15 protein-coding genes are annotated in these 16,025 nt (G+C 57.4%); 3 read left to right on the top strand and 12 right to left on the bottom strand.

Going from position 1 to position 16,025, the window contains the following annotated elements:
* Window positions 1–209: 209 nt before the first annotated feature.
* The 12 genes from QMK58_RS11045 to QMK58_RS11100 form a co-directional block, all read right to left on the bottom strand.
* Window positions 210–503, bottom strand: coding sequence for a hypothetical protein (locus tag QMK58_RS11045; RefSeq protein WP_320396291.1), 294 nt, complete (start codon window positions 501–503; stop codon window positions 210–212).
* Window positions 503–3,040, bottom strand: coding sequence for a CHC2 zinc finger domain-containing protein (locus tag QMK58_RS11050; RefSeq protein ID WP_320396292.1), 2,538 nt, complete (start codon window positions 3,038–3,040; stop codon window positions 503–505). Before QMK58_RS11050 ends, QMK58_RS11045 begins: the two co-directional genes overlap by 1 nt.
* The gene (locus QMK58_RS11055; RefSeq protein WP_320396293.1) at window positions 3,027–3,449 is read right to left on the bottom strand and encodes a hypothetical protein; all 423 of its coding nucleotides are present in this window, start codon (window positions 3,447–3,449) and stop codon (window positions 3,027–3,029) included. Before QMK58_RS11055 ends, QMK58_RS11050 begins: the two co-directional genes overlap by 14 nt.
* Before the next feature lie 2 nt (window positions 3,450–3,451).
* Window positions 3,452–3,646 carry an AlpA family transcriptional regulator gene (locus QMK58_RS11060; protein WP_320396294.1) on the bottom strand — a complete coding sequence of 65 codons (195 nt, stop codon included), beginning with the start codon at window positions 3,644–3,646 and terminating at the stop codon, window positions 3,452–3,454.
* A gap of 91 nt (window positions 3,647–3,737) precedes the next feature.
* Window positions 3,738–4,484, bottom strand: coding sequence for a DUF6387 family protein (locus QMK58_RS11065; protein ID WP_320396295.1), 747 nt, complete (start codon window positions 4,482–4,484; stop codon window positions 3,738–3,740).
* A 96-nt stretch (window positions 4,485–4,580) separates the two neighbouring features.
* The gene (locus tag QMK58_RS11070; protein WP_320396296.1) at window positions 4,581–6,032 is read right to left on the bottom strand and encodes a tyrosine-type recombinase/integrase; all 1,452 of its coding nucleotides are present in this window, start codon (window positions 6,030–6,032) and stop codon (window positions 4,581–4,583) included.
* 802 nt (window positions 6,033–6,834) lie between these two features.
* Window positions 6,835–8,127 carry an OprD family porin gene (locus QMK58_RS11075; RefSeq protein ID WP_156322373.1) on the bottom strand — a complete coding sequence of 431 codons (1,293 nt, stop codon included), beginning with the start codon at window positions 8,125–8,127 and terminating at the stop codon, window positions 6,835–6,837.
* A 205-nt stretch (window positions 8,128–8,332) separates the two neighbouring features.
* Window positions 8,333–9,649, bottom strand: coding sequence for an MFS transporter (locus tag QMK58_RS11080; protein ID WP_053161302.1), 1,317 nt, complete (start codon window positions 9,647–9,649; stop codon window positions 8,333–8,335).
* A gap of 269 nt (window positions 9,650–9,918) precedes the next feature.
* Window positions 9,919–10,551, bottom strand: coding sequence for an N-carbamoylsarcosine amidohydrolase (locus tag QMK58_RS11085; RefSeq protein ID WP_053161304.1), 633 nt, complete (start codon window positions 10,549–10,551; stop codon window positions 9,919–9,921).
* A 9-nt stretch (window positions 10,552–10,560) separates the two neighbouring features.
* Entirely contained in the window at window positions 10,561–11,316 is a 756-nt protein-coding gene (locus QMK58_RS11090; RefSeq protein ID WP_053161305.1) for an Asp/Glu racemase, read from the bottom strand.
* A 30-nt stretch (window positions 11,317–11,346) separates the two neighbouring features.
* Complete coding sequence (locus QMK58_RS11095; RefSeq protein WP_320396297.1) at window positions 11,347–12,165, bottom strand: alpha/beta hydrolase; 819 nt, start codon at window positions 12,163–12,165, stop codon at window positions 11,347–11,349.
* Window positions 12,162–13,310 carry an FAD-dependent monooxygenase gene (locus tag QMK58_RS11100; RefSeq protein ID WP_053161310.1) on the bottom strand — a complete coding sequence of 383 codons (1,149 nt, stop codon included), beginning with the start codon at window positions 13,308–13,310 and terminating at the stop codon, window positions 12,162–12,164. The genes QMK58_RS11095 and QMK58_RS11100 overlap by 4 nt, the downstream gene beginning before the upstream one ends.
* A gap of 345 nt (window positions 13,311–13,655) precedes the next feature.
* Between QMK58_RS11100 and QMK58_RS11105 the strand changes: the two genes are divergently transcribed.
* The 3 genes from QMK58_RS11105 to QMK58_RS11115 all read left to right on the top strand — a co-directional run bounded on the left by QMK58_RS11105 (window position 13,656) and on the right by QMK58_RS11115 (window position 16,025).
* Window positions 13,656–14,708: a 2,5-dihydroxypyridine 5,6-dioxygenase gene (locus QMK58_RS11105; RefSeq protein WP_046043574.1), complete on the top strand. Its 1,053-nt coding sequence runs from the start codon at window positions 13,656–13,658 to the stop codon at window positions 14,706–14,708.
* Between the two features lie 106 nt (window positions 14,709–14,814).
* Window positions 14,815–15,279 (top strand): MarR family winged helix-turn-helix transcriptional regulator, encoded by a 465-nt coding sequence (locus QMK58_RS11110; RefSeq protein WP_053161311.1) that lies wholly within the window; start codon window positions 14,815–14,817, stop codon window positions 15,277–15,279.
* 257 nt (window positions 15,280–15,536) lie between these two features.
* On the top strand, window positions 15,537–16,025 hold the full coding sequence (locus QMK58_RS11115; protein WP_046043577.1) for a (2Fe-2S)-binding protein: 489 nt from the start codon (window positions 15,537–15,539) through the stop codon (window positions 16,023–16,025).

Consider the following 16,025-nt stretch of genomic DNA (forward strand, 5'->3'; position numbering starts at 1 on the left):
GTCAACCGTATCCCCCCTTTATTAGCGGTATGCGCGGTTGTTCTTCCTGGCGCGGTGCTAACTACAGCCGGCCATGGTGGTCACTCGTTTTACGCGATGAACTTGGCGAAAGTCGGGCTTCGAATTACCCGCGTTATTGCGCAGGGTAGAAGAACCTATGTCGGGGGGACGTGCCACATATCCGGCAAGGGATAGAGTATGCAGCAATGTTATGGGCAAACGTCTGCTTCCGGCCAGTGTGAGCGGGCAGTCTCCAAGGCCTCTGCGTAGGTCATTGGTTCGCCGATCATCACGCACAGCCGTTCGCCACCACATATAATGTGCCAATAAACTCTGCGCTCGCGGCCATCATTCGCCACAAGTTCCGCCAGCAACTCCAGGCGGTTCGATTTCACATAGCGCCGGATTTCGTCAGTCAGCTTTGAGGCGGGCGACACTCGAACGCGCATACCGACTTTACGGGCAGAGAACCCTCGTTCGCGGAGATAGCCGATGGCGGTCATCAGATGTCCTCTTCATCGCTGTTATCGAAAGAAAATCCCTCAGGTGAAGTCCCGTAAGTCCCAAGTCCCAACATTCCTGCACTGGCTTTTGGGACTTGAGACATTTGGGACATGTGAGCGGGAGTCTTCTTATGGATGGCCCAACGAACTACACCACCACTACCTTTTCCTTGGCTCATGCATTCGATGTCCAACTGCCGCAAAGCAGGTGCGACACGGCGGAGGGCGTCTCCCAGCCCTCTAGGTTGTTTTGGCCAAGAATCACAGCCATCGGGTCGATAGTTAGCCAATACGCTTAAGATATCTTTAGTGGTGGCATTAATGCCGTTCGGCCGGGCTTCGACCATGTCCACTATGGCGCTCGCAACAGGGCTGGTGTCGATGACTCGACTGATGCTTTCCTTGCGCGCTTCCGTGAACTGCTTCAGGAACAGCTTCGGTGATTTACCCATGACCTTGGCGACTGCCATGCCCAGCATGACGAACTCAGTCAGGCGAGGGCGTTCTCGTGGATCCAGTTCGATAGTTGGCAACTCTGCTAAGGCGCGGCAGGCAATATCCAGAAGACCGCCCAGAATTGCGGGGCGGGCTTTATCGAAAGCTTGCTGCTGTGCCACGGAGATCTGCCGCCTTTCGATAACTGGGCACTCAATGCAGATAGTGCGATCGAGCAGATCCTGCTGGGTAATGGCGGCGGTAATGCCATTGATGATGTAGGGGCGTCGTACTGAAATGACAGTTTCTTCGTTGTTTGTGTAAAGCGTACGGGTAGCATGGCCGCCTCCGGTAGATAGAATGCAGAAAGCATCCTGCATTCCAATCGACAAGTGGCTGATGTTCTCAAGGCAAACCAAGTGATTTACACCAGCACCAACGTAAATGTCCTCCACCGTCTTCGGCGCCCCGCGCAAGTTGCAAACGTTTGGGTCGCATAGCTGACGCAAAGCCGATGCCGTTGTGCTTTTGCCAGTTCCTTGTTCGCCCTGCAACTCCAGACCTGGGAAAGGTGTGTCAGGCCGCAGAGTCTCGACCAACCAAGTTACAACTAACAGGCGGGCATTTTCAGAGATGTTCGCAATATCCCACAACGGAGCAATGTCGCCACCGACAGTAGGAATTGGTAGCGGTAGCATCGACTCCCCGCGCACAAAGGAAACCTCTGGCTTATCGATGATCTCCCAGCCTTTGGCGTTCCAACCAATAGCACGGCTGCTACCCGGTATACACAAGTCGAGCCAGTAGCTATCGCGGGTTTGGCCAATACGTAGATTGACCTGCTGTAGTTCACCTTCGAACCGCGCGACTGCGGACAAGGTACCTAGAGCCTCACGGAAAGCGAGGTCGCGGATAACACCTTTGGTTTCCTTATAAAGGATGGCAACGACTTTCTCCCGGAAGTAACGGGAGTTCAGTCTTGACACCTCTCCAGTTTCGAGGTCCTTGGCGTAGCAATCCGTGTTCGAATCATGGAACAAATCAAAGCGCTCTCTGACGAACGCCACGAGCTTGTTGGCCTGCCTTTGGCTCTTTTCTTCGTCTTTGCAGTCTGGTGTTTTTTCTTTTATATAATGCGGCGGCTTAGCCTCGACCGGCCGCAGTTCATCAGTCCCGACGACATTCCCTAGCAGAAAACTGACCGTCTGTTTACCCGTCCAGTCGTCTTGCTCCAGGTCGGCGAAGTCGTGACTTGGCGGCCAGCCGCTTTCGGGTCGGATGAGCCGTACGGACACACCGATTGAGATCAAGTAGTCGGCAAGTTTGATCATCGCCGCGATGCCCACGGTGTCGGCATCTGGCCACAGTGCGACTTTGCGCCCCACCAGTGGCGCCCAGTCGGTTTTTTTCCAGGCGTTGCAGCCACCTTGCCAAGTGATAACCAACAAGCCGGTCCCGGCTAGTAAGCGGCGACCGGCGTCCGCCGCCTTTTCGCCCTCGGCCACCACCACTTGGGCGTCAGGTTGGACGGCGAGTAATTCAAGGCCGTACAACGGGCGCGGGGCTTCTAGGGCATGCTGCCGCCACTTCCCGCACTTGTCCCATTGCAGTGGAATAATTTCCTTGTGGCCGTCGAGTTCGACGCGACAGACATAACCCAGCAGCGCGCCAGTCCCATCGCGGTAGGCCCACGCGCCCACGACGGGGAGACGGCGATTATGTCTTTTGCTCCATAGCTCAGCGGGGGGCGGTTCGTTGGCTGGCGGAATGCCTGCCTTCCAGATCGATTTTTGCTTGCCATTGTCCGGCGCATTTTGGGGGTCGCCGGCAAGGCGTTGCAGTTTCTCGATTGCTTGCTCATGGGGCACGCCCAGGAAGTTGGTTATCCAGTCAATATGATCACCACCAGCGCGACAGCCGTGACAGTAATAGCGTTCCTCTTGGTTATCATTGCGGTAGACGGTAAAACTTGCGGTTTTTTCGTTATGAAACGGACATAACCCGAGGTACTCATTGCCCTTTTTTTTCAGATTAATCGACTGGCAGATCAGACCGGCGAGTGAGACACGGGATTTGAGGGCGCGAACATCAGTCGTGCTCATGATTGCCACCCACCCTGCGGACCGCGACGGTGATGCGGCTGTTACTAATTCGCCTCGCGACTTCGCGAGCCGCGTCTAGGGTGTGCCAGTATTGGTGAGTGTCGTCGTCAAAGATGGGTGTGGTGACGAGTAACTCGAAAGCATCGCGGAAGGCTATTGCCGCCACCTCATCGGGCAACTCATCGAATAACAGCGCGCTGTGAACTATCAGCGAGTGGAGCCTCACTATTGCCGCGCGTTGCTGCGCCGATTCGCCGTCGCTCTCCAGCAGAATGTCGGTGGTCATCCGGGCATTCGGCGAAGATACAAATTCTCGCCGGATGCTGATGCCAATGGCAGTTTCCTGGTGCTCGCTATTTTGTTGATTGAACCATGTCCCCACCGGGCTGTTTTGTTGTTTGAGGGTCATTTTCATTCCCCCAATTGTTGCGCAACAAATTCATCTATTTTTTTGGAATCCCAGCCAACCGCGCGAATTGAAATGCGTTGCGCACGCGGAAATTTTCCTTCTGCCATCAAGTTGTAGATATGAGCGCGCCCGAAGCCCACGATAGCCATCACTTCAGGCAGGCGTAGGATACGACGTGTGTTGGTTGGTGCGGACATAGCAAACTCCTTTGCGTCCACTGGACGCTTTGCTGGGTTCACTATGTATTCAATGCCTCAAAATTGAAAAGCACGAGGCAAGTTTCAGGCACTAAAAGTTGCCTTGACTTTCAAGCGTGACGCGGTGCTGGAGCGTGGAAAGGTCGTTCATCAAATTTTTGGCTAACACAGCAACCGTACGAATCCGGTCCTCGTCGATCCCGAGTGGCGCCAAGGCGTCGGCCAAAAGCCGGCGGGGGATTTGCTTACCTGTGACCCGTCCCCACAGTTTCAAATCGAGATAGGCCAGCAGTCCATAACGCGACCAGCGTTCATAAAAGGGTTTTGATTTTTTCCGAGGCTGTTGAGCTATCGGAGCACCGAGTCTGTTCATTTGCGCCTCTATCGCAGCCAATACTTCCGCGATGGGCCTGGTTAGATCGAGCCGCATTAGTACGTCTTTGGGATCATTACCGTGTTTGTAAAAATCCGGCAAAAAAATAGGGTCATTTGCCTTTTCACCGGAAAAGTTGATGGGATCAATCAAAGGCAGAAATAAAGCTAGGTCGGTATGAGTGAACGGACGGGCCGCCAGTTTTTCTGGCGTGAGTTCGTGAGTTGTTAGCTTTACGTACCGTTGAAGTTCAACGGCTGCTTCGAGCGGATTCTCTCCGAGAAGTTGAATTTGTGGAGCGGCTGTTGAACGGAATGGCTCAAGGGGGATGGCAGTCAACCTCCACAGGTATTGCCTCACCGCGAGCTGCCTATACCATTCTGCGGCTGTGAATGACTTAGCGGGGTAGTAGCGGGTTAAGTCAAACCAGTGCGGAAAATTTTCATCGTGCTTAATTTTGGCCATCACGCCCGCTCCAGGGGAATTTCAGTGAGCTTAGTAGCTCTCTTTGGAAATACTTGGATCCGGCATGTAGACATGAGGGGATTGAGAGTTCGATTGCTACGCGTCAGGTACTTCCCATTCGCACACTCTTTCCGCGTCGGAATTGGCCAGCATTTCCAGCCGTTCCCCTAAAATGCGCCAGGCATTACGCTTTTCGCTCGCGTAGTCATGATGCAGATAATGTCGGCGTACTTTGGAGCCACCTAGAAGGTGATTTTGGCAACGGTCAATAATTTCCAAGGTGACGCCAAGCTCCTGCATCATCGTCGCGCCCGTACGACGCAGGTCGTGCGGCGTCCATTCACCTTTTGTGCCTTGGTTCAGTACCAGTGTGTTGTCATGGCGGCGGCCTGATAGCGGCTTGCTTCGGTTCTTGAATTTCTCCTGCCGGTCGCCCACGCGTTTGGAAATGCTTTTGAGGTCGACATGGTCGGTATTGTTTGTGGCGGGGAATAGATATGAGGTCTCACCGGTCAGGGTATGCAATTCCCTGAAGTGACGCAGGGCGAAGGGGGAAAGGAAGACATGGTGGTCTTGCCGCTTGCCTCGCTGTCCTTTGGTGTTTTGAGCTGGGATGAGCCACGTTCCATTTTCTAGATCGACGTGTTGCCACTCACCTTTTAGTAGTTCACCGATGCGGCAGAGGGTACTCAGGCATATCCACAATGCGAGCTGTGCTTTTCGTTCCAGGGGACGCACGCCGGAATATTTTTGGCCGGCCGGCAGGGCGGCGTAGTCGCGTTCCATGCGCTCGAAAATGTCGCGCAACTCCCTAATTTCATCCGCACACAGAACCCGATCGCGCTGTTCCTGGTAGTCGTGGTCGAGTAGCTTTTTGACCTCCACCAGTTCGGCTGGGTTGCCGTCAATCATCAAGCCGCGCCATGGCTTCCGCTTTTCCGCCCACCGCAGCATCTGACCCATATCATTGTTCAGGATGACTACGCCCCGGTTCAGGCCGCGTGCCCGTAAAGCTCGTAGCACTGCGAGCAAATCCTTCTCGGTCAAATCACGCAGCGCTTTCTCGCCAATGAAGGGAAGCACGTTCTTTCCGAAGCTGCGCCTCAGCTCTGCATTACCGTCCTGTCGGGCTACACCATCTTTTAGCCACTCGTCGAAGAGGTCGGCTACCGTCAAATTCTCAGTGGCCTTGCGTTCGGCCTCAGCAATGACGGCCTCGTTGGCTGCTTGTTCTTTGATCCTGTTTGCCTTCTTCTCGACGCTAGGGTTGATGCCTTCGGCTACCTTCTGGCGTGCCCGGTCGCGTTCGGTACGGATGTTGGCGACCCCGGTGTCAGGGAATGTTCCGCACTGATGCCACGCTACCTTTCCATGCCAGCGGAATGCGTATTTGAAGCGGATGCTGATAGAGCCGTCTGCTTTTACGCGTACCTCGCCAGATAGCCCGCCTCCGTCACTGATGGTGTCGCCTTTCCAATCAGCAGGGATAGCCTGCAGTTCTTTAACTTTCCACTCTCCGCCTTTACCGGCTTTAGGGTATCTGGTCATGCTGGTCTCAGGGGTAAACAAAGGGGTAAACAGAAACGTCGGCTGTCAGTAGGCGTTCATGGATCTTCATAGACGTGGATTCTAGTCTTTAGACCTTTATTTATCTAGGTTCTACCCGTCTTTTGACGTCTCTATTCGTCCACTGAGTTCCACAAAATAATGGCATGGGGTGCTAGGGGTCGATTGTTCGAATCACTCCGTCCCGACCATATAATTCAAAGGGTTGCGAGATTTTATCTCGCGACCCTTTTTTATTTTTGGTCGTTTTTACCCCTGCCAAACGGATGGCTTTCGGTGGAATCCTCACCTCTTGGGAAGGCGATGGACGCAAGATTTCGGTGTACCAATGCCCTCCCCAGTGTTCGTGCCGACACCGATTTGATCCAGTTGCCGAAATGCCACTGATCCAGTCTGACTCCTCTCGAACCTTCGCCTACGCTGGTTTCGTACCAATTTCGAGGTGGGGCAGTCTTGCGTCGGCACGTGGGCGTGAACACACATTGGCGGGATGCTGAAATACCGCAAGACCACCATTCACCATGCTTGTGAGCCAGCCCACTCTCCAGCGGTGAGCGGCCTGCAGGCGAAAATGGAAGCGTAGCGTGTGCCCGAAGCGTGCTACTGATTTATGTTGGGTCCTTGCGTAGTGGCGCCTCAACCGCCGGTTCACTACGGGGTGATCTTCCCGAGGGTGATGATGCTCGCTGAAGCTCTGCTTCGCCACGTCGGCTCCTGGGCACCATTGGTGATGGTGCCCAGGTTCTTGGCTTACTCTGCCTGAAAGTTCCGGCGGGTACGGCTATCAGAAAAGGCTGATGTTATAGCTGAGGATCAGCCGGTTCTCATCAATATCGCTACGGTAGTTGGAGCGCGCAGTAACGTTGCGGATGCGGATACCCACTCCACGCAGCACTCCACTCTGGACAGCGTAGCCAATATCCAGATCGCGCTCCCAGTCCTGACCTTCAAACCCCCGCCCAGTGGTGACGTTGTCTCCAGTCACATAGCGCAGAGTGGTGGTCAGACCGGGAATTCCGAGGGCGACGAAGTCGTAGTCGTGACGGACTTGCCAGGAGCGTTCGTCCGGTGCGGCGAACTCGTAAGTGGGCAGGGTGTTGCCCAGCGGGTTGGTGTTGGCGCCGATCTGGATGAAACCGTCGTCACCGCCGATCTGCTGGTAGCCCAGGTAGAAGGTATGGCCGCCGCGCTTCGCCGACAACAGGTTGAACAGTGCATGGTTATCGAGCTTGCCGGCGATGCTCCGGCCGTCGTCGCGGGCATCGAAGTAGCCGACACTTATGCCTAGCGTCCAGTCACCTACTGGCTCGGCGTGCTTGAAGCTGTAGTAACGCTGCTGGTAGATCTCTTCCAGTTGCGCCTGCCAGAGACCGACGCTGGTGCGATTGGAGTTGAAACTGTAGTCGGCACCCAGATAATTGAAGCGGTCGCTGGTGAAATTGGCGATACGCGCCGGGTTGATCGGGTCATTGATCAGTGCATACATCTCCTGGGTGTTACTCGAGTCGCGCAGGCTGGTGGAGTGCAGCTGGCCAGCGTTTAGGGTCAGTCCGGACAATTCGTTGGAAACCAGTGAAGCGCCCTGGTAGGTCGGCGGCAGCAGGCGCAGATCGCTGTAGACCAGTACCGGCAGGTTGGGCCGCAGCTCACCAACCTTCAGCTCAGTGCCGGAGACCTTGAGTTTCATCGCCGCACCCAGGCGGCCGTATTCATCAGCGGACCTGCCGTCGTCGTGTGTCGGCAGCAGTCCGGTCCTGGCCCGGCTCGGGCTACTGTCGAGCTTGACACCGTAGAGGCCGAGCACGTCCACACCGACACCGATACTGCCTTGGGTGTAGCCTGAACGGGCATCGAGGATGAAGCCCTGGGCCCATTCCTCGGCCCTGGATTGCTTGTTGGGGCCGACGATGTCCGAGAAATCGCGGCTGAAGTAGTAGTTGCGCAGTTGCAGGTTGGCCGTCGCGCCTTCGATGAAGCCGGCTTCTTCGGCCAGCAGTGGCGGGGCCAGGCCCAGCGTCAGGCAGCCGCCGAGGGTGCCGCTGATTGCATGGGCTTTGCGCAGTGCAGGAATGTGCATGCTGGTGATCTCTGGAATGAGGACAAAGCGCCTCCCGTCAGACGAGGTCGTGGCCTGTCCGCAGGAGGGGCTTGAACATGGGGTGGCTGTTGGCTCGCGGGCCTGGCTTGAGCTGCTCCGCGTCGGTGGGATCAGCCGCAAGGGGGGCTGTATGAGATCCTCTTGCGACTCACACCAGGACACGCAGTCGCCTGGCTGACGTGTCTCAACGATTGACCAGCTTGGCCGGCAGGGCGATCACCAGGAAGCTGCTGAGAATCAGGCAGCCGGCGAAGAACCACAGTGCGCCGGCGCTGCTGCCGGTGACGTCGATGGCCACGCCCATCAGCGAGTTGCTGACTAGCCCGGCGATGTTCGCCACCGAGCAGGCGAGGGCGAAGCCGGTGGCCGCCGCGGTGCCTTTGAGAAAGGTTGCCGGCAGGCTGAAGAACACCGGCACGGCGCCGATGATCGCCGCCGACGCAATAGCGAACAGCGCCACGGTCGCCACCACGTTGTCGACAAAGAAGGGCGCACTGGCCATGGCTGCCGCGCCCACCAGAAAGGGCACGATGATGTGCCAGCGGCGTTCGCGGTGTTTGTCGGAGCTGGCGCCGATCAACAGCATGCCCAGCAACGCGGCGACGCTCGGCAACGCGGTGAGCACGCCGATGTGAAAGGTATCGACGACGCCGGCGTTGCGGATGAAGGTCGGCATCCAGAATCCCATGGCATAGGCGCTGAGCAGGATCGAGAAGTCGATGCCACCGAGCATCCACACCTTCAGGTTGAAGAAACCGTCGCGAAAGCTGTGCTTGCTGCCGGTGGAGTCGGCGTCGTCCGCGCGCAGTTCCTGTTCCAGCAGGTTTTTCTCGTCATCGTTGAGCCATTTGGCCTGGCGGTAGTTGTTCGGCAAGGCCCAGAAGGTCAGCACACCGAGCAACACGCTGGGTATCGCTTCGAGGAGGAACAGCCATTGCCAGCCGCGCAGGCCGCCAGCGTTATCGAAATGCCCCATGATCCAGCCGGACAGCGGGCCGCCGAGCACGCTGGACAACGGCAGGCCGATCATGAACAAGGCGATGATGCGGCCGCGGCGATAGCTCGGGAACCAGGTGGTCAGGTAATACAGCACCCCCGGCAGAAAGCCCGCTTCGGCGGCGCCGAGCAGGAAGCGCAGGATGTAGAACTGCGTGGTGGAAGTGACGAGCATGGTGCAGGCCGAGAGCAGCCCCCAGGTGATCATGATGCGGGCGATCCAGATCTTTGCCCCGACTTTTTCCAGGACCAGATTGCTCGGAACCTCGAAAATGATATAGCCGACGAAAAACAGACCGGCGCCCAGGCCGAAAGCCGTTTCGCTGAACTGCAGATGCTCGAGCATTTGCAGTTTGGCGAAGCCGACGTTGATCCGGTCCAGATATGAAGCCAGATAGCAGAAGCAGAGGAAGGGAATAAGCTTCCAGGTGATCTTGCGGTAAAGCGCCTGGACGGGGTCTGCGACGGTGGTCGCAGTAGGTGTACTTACATTTGCAGAGGGCATCGGGGTGTCTCCTGGCGGTGACTTTGTGATTGTTGTTTAGCCGCGGATCAATGCTTTGGTAGCACCGGTTGGCGGCTTCCAAAGGCAGTGTCAGAAGACTGGGCAGGGTTTGATGTCGACCCTTGCTCAGTATTTGGCGACCAGTGCTCTACGGCCTGGTTCGGCGGCAGATATCCATTTCTGCCGGTATTCGGTAAAGCGTGAATCTGTGGAGGTTGCAGGCTTGCCCGGGAGGGCGCTGTGCCAGCCCGGAAAAACCAATGGCCCTCTCATTTTCTGAACTGCGACATGGCCTCCTGTTTACTCACCACATCGCCATACTTGCTATCAATGTCGAACAGGTTGGCTTCGTGTGGTGCGGGGTGCCGATCGCCGACGCATTCGCGAACAACGATGGTCCGGAAACCATGCTGCACGGCATCTACCGCCGTCGCGCGAATACAGCCACTGGTTGAGCAGCCCGCCAGTACCACGGTGTCGATACCTTTGGCGTGCAGCATCGACGCCAGGCTGGTGCCAAAAAACGAGCTGGCGTATTGCTTGCTGATGACCACTTCGTCCGGGTTGGGCTGCACCGGCTCGCAGAAGGCTGCCAGTGGGTTGCCCTCGATCATGTCTTTCATCACGGGGGCTTTTTTGACCCATATACCGCCGTCGGCAAAGTGCCCTGGGTGGTAGCGAATGTTGGTATGCACGACCAGGATTTCATGTTGGCGGGCGCAGGCCAGCAGTTCGACGCTCTCGGCGACAGCGCGGACCACGCCTGGCGCGTATAGCGGTGCGCCTTCTTGGGTATAGCCCTGCATGAAATCGATCATCAGCAGCGCAGGCTTGTTGCCAAAGCCGATGCGCTGGCCCCACACGCCCTGATAGTTGGCGTCGGCACTTTGTTCTTGGTTCATGACACGATCCTATTTATAAGCGCCAGACAGCAGCGCGCCCGCACCCGGAACGATGGGCTCCAGGTTCAGTGCCTTGAGCATGGCGTAGGTGGTGGCGATGGCGGCGGTGAGTACCGGTTTACCGGTTTCGGCCTCGACTTGTGAGACCACTCCCAGCGATTGCATCTGCACGCAGGCCGACAGAACGATCACATCCACGCCTTCAAGGTTCATGTCGCGCACAATGGCGGGCAGGTTGGCCGGGTCGTGGCGGGCGACGGCCAGGTTGTCGGGAATTTCCAGGGCGCGCCAATCCACTACCTCGAAACCTTCTTCGCGAATGTAATCCACTACCAGCTCGGTCAGCGGCTTCATGTACGGCGCGACAATGGCAATGCGTTTGGCGCCCATGACTTTCAAGCCTTCGATCAAGGCGCCGGCGCTGGTGATGACCGGCGCATTGGCGTCGTTGTCGGCGGTAGCCTTGCGCAGCCGCTGCTCGGACTGGCGATGATAGCCCAGGCCCATGGCCATGATCGCCACCAGGCAGGCATAGCCCAGCACGTCGACCTTGGCGTCAGACAGCTCGACCGCGCAGCGATCGGATTCGCCATCCATTGCCGCCAGCTCTTCCTTGCGCACCTGCTTCATGCGCATGCGGCTGGAATGAAAGGTGAAACGTTCGGGGCGGATCAATTGGCGTGCTGCCAGCATCGCCGGGATCTCGGTTTCCATGGTGGTGTTGGAACTTGGCACAATCTGGCCGATACGATAAGGCTTGATCACAAGCTGTCTCCTTTGCAACGTGCGTTGAATTCAGGTCAGGGGCTGACCGAGGAAATCGCCGAAAGCCGCGAAAAAACCCTCGAGGTCATCCCACGGAATCATGTGTCCCGCGTTTTCAACGCGAGCAATCTGGATGCCGGGTTGTAGATCGCGAATTTCTGCTTCGTCCCCGGCCTGAATCACGCCGCCGCGACCGGCAACGATCAGCAGGGCAGGTACAGGCAGGTGCGGCAGATCCTGATGAAAGTCCACGTCATGAAAATCGTTGAAGGCGCGGACGATGGCAGGTGTGTAGCAGGTGTGCAGCCACTCGGCGCGTATTTGCAGTTGTTCCTCGGTCCAGGTCGGGCAGAAGGCGCGCATGGCGTCGGCGTCCATCCCGCTCAGTGATTGGCGGATCGAGTCCACGTACCACGACAGCTTGCTCGGGTACTCGCGCCGGCCTGGACCGGAGACGGGGGGATCGATCAGTACCAGGCTTTGTAGGCCCGCTGGATTGCGCACTGCGCTGCGCACGGCAAAGCGCGCGCCCATGGAGTGGCCCACCAGGTGATAGGCATTTATGCCCATGGCCTTGGCGAATGCGCCGATGTCATCGGCGCAGGCGTCGGTGCCGTAATCCAGTTCCGGTCCGGTGGAGGACAGGCCGCGGCCGCGAGCGTCCAGTACGTAGGTATCGAAATGCTGACCCAGGCGCTCGGCGACAAACCCCCAGGTGATCGCCGGGCTGGTGATACCGGGAATCAGCAACACTATCGGTTTGCCGGTGCTGCCCTGACCGCCATATCGCAGGTAGTGCTGACGGATACCATTGGCTTGAACGTTGCCGCCCTGAATGAAGGTGCTCATGCGGCCACTTCCGATTTCAGTGGGTGGTCGTAGAGGTCATAGCCGTAGACCCAGGCCGGATCTTCCTGTGTGCGCAGCCAGGTGTTGGCATTAGACACCGCCTGTACTCGCGAGGCGCGGTCTTTGCGGTTGGCTTCGTACAGCTTGAACGCGGTGCGGTAATCGCTGAGGCCGGTTTCCTGCAGGCAGCGGGTCAGCATCGCGGCATCTTCGATGGCCATGCCCGCGCCTTGCGCCATGTGCGGTTTCATCGGGTGGCAGGCATCACCCAGCAACACCATCCGGCCACGGCTCCAGAGCGGCAGCGGATTGCGATTGAGCAGCGGCCATTTGGTCACGCTTTCACTGGATTCGATCAGCGCTTGAACGGTGGGGTGATAGCCCTGGAATGCCTCGTACATTTCCTCGCGGCTGCTATCGATAAAGCTGCCCTGGAAGTCCCAGGCCGGGTGCGGAACGCCGGTGACGTAATAGTACTCATCGCGTTTGCCGGTGGTGTGGTAGACCATCATGTGACGGTCTTCGCTCCACCACTTCACACAGTTTTCAAAGTCCATGTTGTACTTGGCCAGTACCTCGCTGCGAATCAAGGCGCGGTGGGCAACCCAGCCGCTGTACAGCGGTCTTTCCGCTCCGAGCAGCTCTTCGCGAATTTTCGAGTTGATACCATCGGCGCCGATGACGATATCGACCTCTGTGGTGCTGCCGTCGCCGAAGTGCAGGCGTACCAGCTCATCGGTTTCCTCGATGCTGGTCAGGCGCTTGTTGAAGTGCACGGTGCCTGGCGCAATGGTCGACATTTGCAGTGCATGCAAATCCCCGCGGTGCACGGTGATGTAAGCCGCGCCGTATTCCTTGCGAGCGAACTCACCCAGGGGGATGCGGGACAGATAGTCACCGCTGGCGCCGTCGCGGCTGAACCAGAAATCAGGGTGCGAGCCCATGTCGCTCAACTTCTGCTCAATGCCCATGCGGCGGAAGATTTTCATGATGTTGGGGCCCATGTGGATGCCCGCACCAATACGGGAAAACTCTGGCGCCTGTTCATAAACATCGACCTCGAACCCGGCTTTCTGTAACAGCGTGGCAGCAGCAGCGCCACCTAGGCCGGCGCCGACGATTGCGATTTTTTGTTTGTTTCGCATGGGGCTTTTCCTTCGACTTGAATATTTGGCTGGTGAGATCGGGTTGTCGTCTCGCCGCGAATTGGAGTGTATACGCTATTGTTTTTGAAATGGAAGAGGCCGTTTGAAAAATAAAAAATCAACGATAAACGGTGAGCGTAACGCTTAGTAACCAATAAATAGTGGGCGTGTGTCGCTTTGTAACGTTTTACTCCTTCTCTTTAGACGTCCGCCAATTTGCTGTTTTATCGCAATTGAATAGCGTATACACTTCAAATTCGTGCAGATGCCAAGCTCGCCGCCTTACTTTGGTGCACAGGGTGCGAGGCGTCGAACGAACTCAACAGGTTAAGAGGAGGACAAGAAATGCCGGTAAGCGATTGCGAACTGACCCAGATGTTTGAACATGTGTTGAAACTGTCGAAAGTGGACTCCACTCAAAGTGTCGCGGTGCTGAAAAGCCACTACTCCGACTCGCGTACTGTGCGGGCGGCCATGGACGCCGCCCAGCGTCTTGGGGCCAAGGTCTATGCGGTCGAGTTGCCGTCATTCAATCACCCGATGGCCATGGGCAACGACATGACCGCTTACTGCGGCGACACCGCGCTGACCGGCAATATCGCCGCGCAACGGGCGCTGGAAGCGGCGGACCTCGTGGTCGACACCATGATGTTGCTGCACTCGCCGGAGCAGGAGCAGATCCTCAAGACCGGGACGCGCATACTGCTGGCGGTCGAACCACCGGAAGTGCTGGCGCGGATGCTGCCTACGTTGGCGGACAAAGAGCGGGTGATGGCGGCCGAGAAGCTGCTCAAGCAGGCGCGCTCGATCCACGTGAAGTCCAGGGCCGGCAGTGATTTCAAGGCGTTGCTCGGGCAATACCCTGCGGTCACCGAGTACGGTTTTGCCGATGAGCCTGGGCGTTGGGATCACTGGCCCAGCGGTTTTCTATTCTCCTGGCCAAACGAGGAAACCGCCGAGGGCGTACTGGTGATCGACGTCGGCGATATCCTGTTGCCGTTCAAGAATTACTCGCGAGAGAAGATCACCCTGGAAATCGAAAAGGGCTTCATTACCTCGATCCATGGTGGCTTCGAGGCCGAATACCTGCGCGACTACATGAAGTACTTCAACGACCCCGAGGTGTACGGCATCTCCCATATCGGTTGGGGTTTGCAGCCGCGTGCGCAGTGGACCGCCATGGGCTTGCATGACAAAAACGACGGCATGTGCATGGATGCCCGGGCGTTCTACGGCAACTTCCTGTTCTCCACCGGGCCCAATACCGAGGTGGGCGGTACCCGAAAAACCCCGTGCCACTTGGACATCCCGCTACGCCATTGCGATATCTACCTTGATGATCAGGCGGTGGTCCTGGGCGGTGATGTGGTAGCGCCGCAGGCATCAATCGCGCGGTGATATAGAAAAGAGCGGGGCGGGACAGTGACCCATCACGATTGAGTTACCTTGATCCCCCTCGCAGGTTAATGTAAACGCCACTTACTTTTTTTTGATAGAGCCCGCCGTGCCGGATACGACAGACAACACCCCGCAGACAACCGCTCCCTATGCCTTTTCCGAGCAGGTCGGTCATTTGCTGCGCAAGGCTTACCAGCGCAACATGGCGATCTTCCAGCAGAACGTCGACGATTCGCAGCTGACCGCTGTGCAGTTCATCACGCTGTGCGCCGTGCGTGATGCCGGACCTAGCTCATTAACCGAGCTGGTCAAGGCCACTGCGGTGGACCAGGCGACCATTCGAGGCATCGTCGAGCGGCTCAAGGCGCGCGACCTGATCACCCTGGAACCAGACCCCCAAGATCGGCGCAAAGTCATCGTTGGCCTGTCAGAAAGTGGCCAGCAATTAGTGCGTGATACCGTGCCTCATGCTGCCCGTGTCAGCGAACTGACCATGGGTAACCTCAACCCGGCCGAGCGTGTCGCGATGCTGTATCTGCTGCGCAAAATGATCGATGACGCCGACGATTGACGAGTAAGAAACCGCCCCTGGCATTCTTCTTGCCTCTGATTCATGAAGTGGATACTTCATGAAAAAAATGTAGTCAGGGGTAACGTGAGGAGTCGGGTAGCCATCCCCCTCATCAAGCTATAGAACCCGCATGGCACTGCGCAGGATCTGCGCAGCCTGCGCATGCGGTACCGGTCACGCCTTGTTCATGTAGTGATTACTTAATAAAAAGCCGCGCTTCATCAAGAGAGCGAGCGGTAACACCTGGAGAGTGCGACATGAGTGAGCAAGCACTGGCGCCGGAAAAGACCGTGACGCTTCACGTCAATGGCCAGACCACTACGGTCTGTGCCATGGCCGACACGCCGCTGTTGCTGGTGCTGCGCAATGATTTACAGCTCAATGGCCCGAAATACGGTTGTGGCCTGGGCGAGTGCGGCGCCTGCACGGTGATCATCGATGGTGTTGCGGCGCGGGCTTGCGTGTTCCCGTTGTCCGGTGCCGAGGGGCGGGAAATCACCACCCTCGAAGGCATTGGCAGCCGAGAGCATCCGCACCCGGTGCAGCAGGCCTTTATAGATGAGCAGGCGGCGCAGTGTGGCTACTGCATGAACGGCATGATCATGACCGCCAAGGCCTTGCTCGATCGCAACCCGCACCCCAGCGAGGCACAGATTCGCAACGAACTGTCGGCCAATCTCTGCCGCTGCGGCACCCATATCGAAATTCTTCGTGCGGTACTGCGTGCCGCCCGTCAAAAGCCTTGA

This window comes from Pseudomonas sp. P8_241 (assembly GCF_034008315.1).
In the GTDB taxonomy this organism is placed as follows: Bacteria; Pseudomonadota; Gammaproteobacteria; order Pseudomonadales; family Pseudomonadaceae; genus Aquipseudomonas.

Excerpts from the sequence above, each read along its gene's own strand:
- QMK58_RS11115 (WP_046043577.1), top strand. The coding sequence starts at position 15,537 with ATGAGTGAGCAAGCACTGGCGCCGGAAAAGACCGTGACGCTTCACGTC.
- QMK58_RS11055 (WP_320396293.1), bottom strand. The coding sequence starts at position 3,449 with ATGACCCTCAAACAACAAAACAGCCCGGTGGGGACATGGTTCAATCAA.
- QMK58_RS11085 (WP_053161304.1), bottom strand. The coding sequence starts at position 10,551 with ATGAACCAAGAACAAAGTGCCGACGCCAACTATCAGGGCGTGTGGGGC.
- QMK58_RS11060 (WP_320396294.1), bottom strand. The coding sequence starts at position 3,646 with ATGTCCGCACCAACCAACACACGTCGTATCCTACGCCTGCCTGAAGTG.
- QMK58_RS11080 (WP_053161302.1), bottom strand. The coding sequence starts at position 9,649 with ATGCCCTCTGCAAATGTAAGTACACCTACTGCGACCACCGTCGCAGAC.
- QMK58_RS11070 (WP_320396296.1), bottom strand. The coding sequence starts at position 6,032 with ATGACCAGATACCCTAAAGCCGGTAAAGGCGGAGAGTGGAAAGTTAAA.
- QMK58_RS11095 (WP_320396297.1), bottom strand. The coding sequence starts at position 12,165 with ATGAGCACCTTCATTCAGGGCGGCAACGTTCAAGCCAATGGTATCCGT.
- QMK58_RS11065 (WP_320396295.1), bottom strand. The coding sequence starts at position 4,484 with ATGGCCAAAATTAAGCACGATGAAAATTTTCCGCACTGGTTTGACTTA.
- QMK58_RS11050 (WP_320396292.1), bottom strand. The coding sequence starts at position 3,040 with ATGAGCACGACTGATGTTCGCGCCCTCAAATCCCGTGTCTCACTCGCC.
- QMK58_RS11075 (WP_156322373.1), bottom strand. The coding sequence starts at position 8,127 with ATGCACATTCCTGCACTGCGCAAAGCCCATGCAATCAGCGGCACCCTC.
- QMK58_RS11105 (WP_046043574.1), top strand. The coding sequence starts at position 13,656 with ATGCCGGTAAGCGATTGCGAACTGACCCAGATGTTTGAACATGTGTTG.
- QMK58_RS11100 (WP_053161310.1), bottom strand. The coding sequence starts at position 13,310 with ATGCGAAACAAACAAAAAATCGCAATCGTCGGCGCCGGCCTAGGTGGC.
- QMK58_RS11045 (WP_320396291.1), bottom strand. The coding sequence starts at position 503 with ATGACCGCCATCGGCTATCTCCGCGAACGAGGGTTCTCTGCCCGTAAA.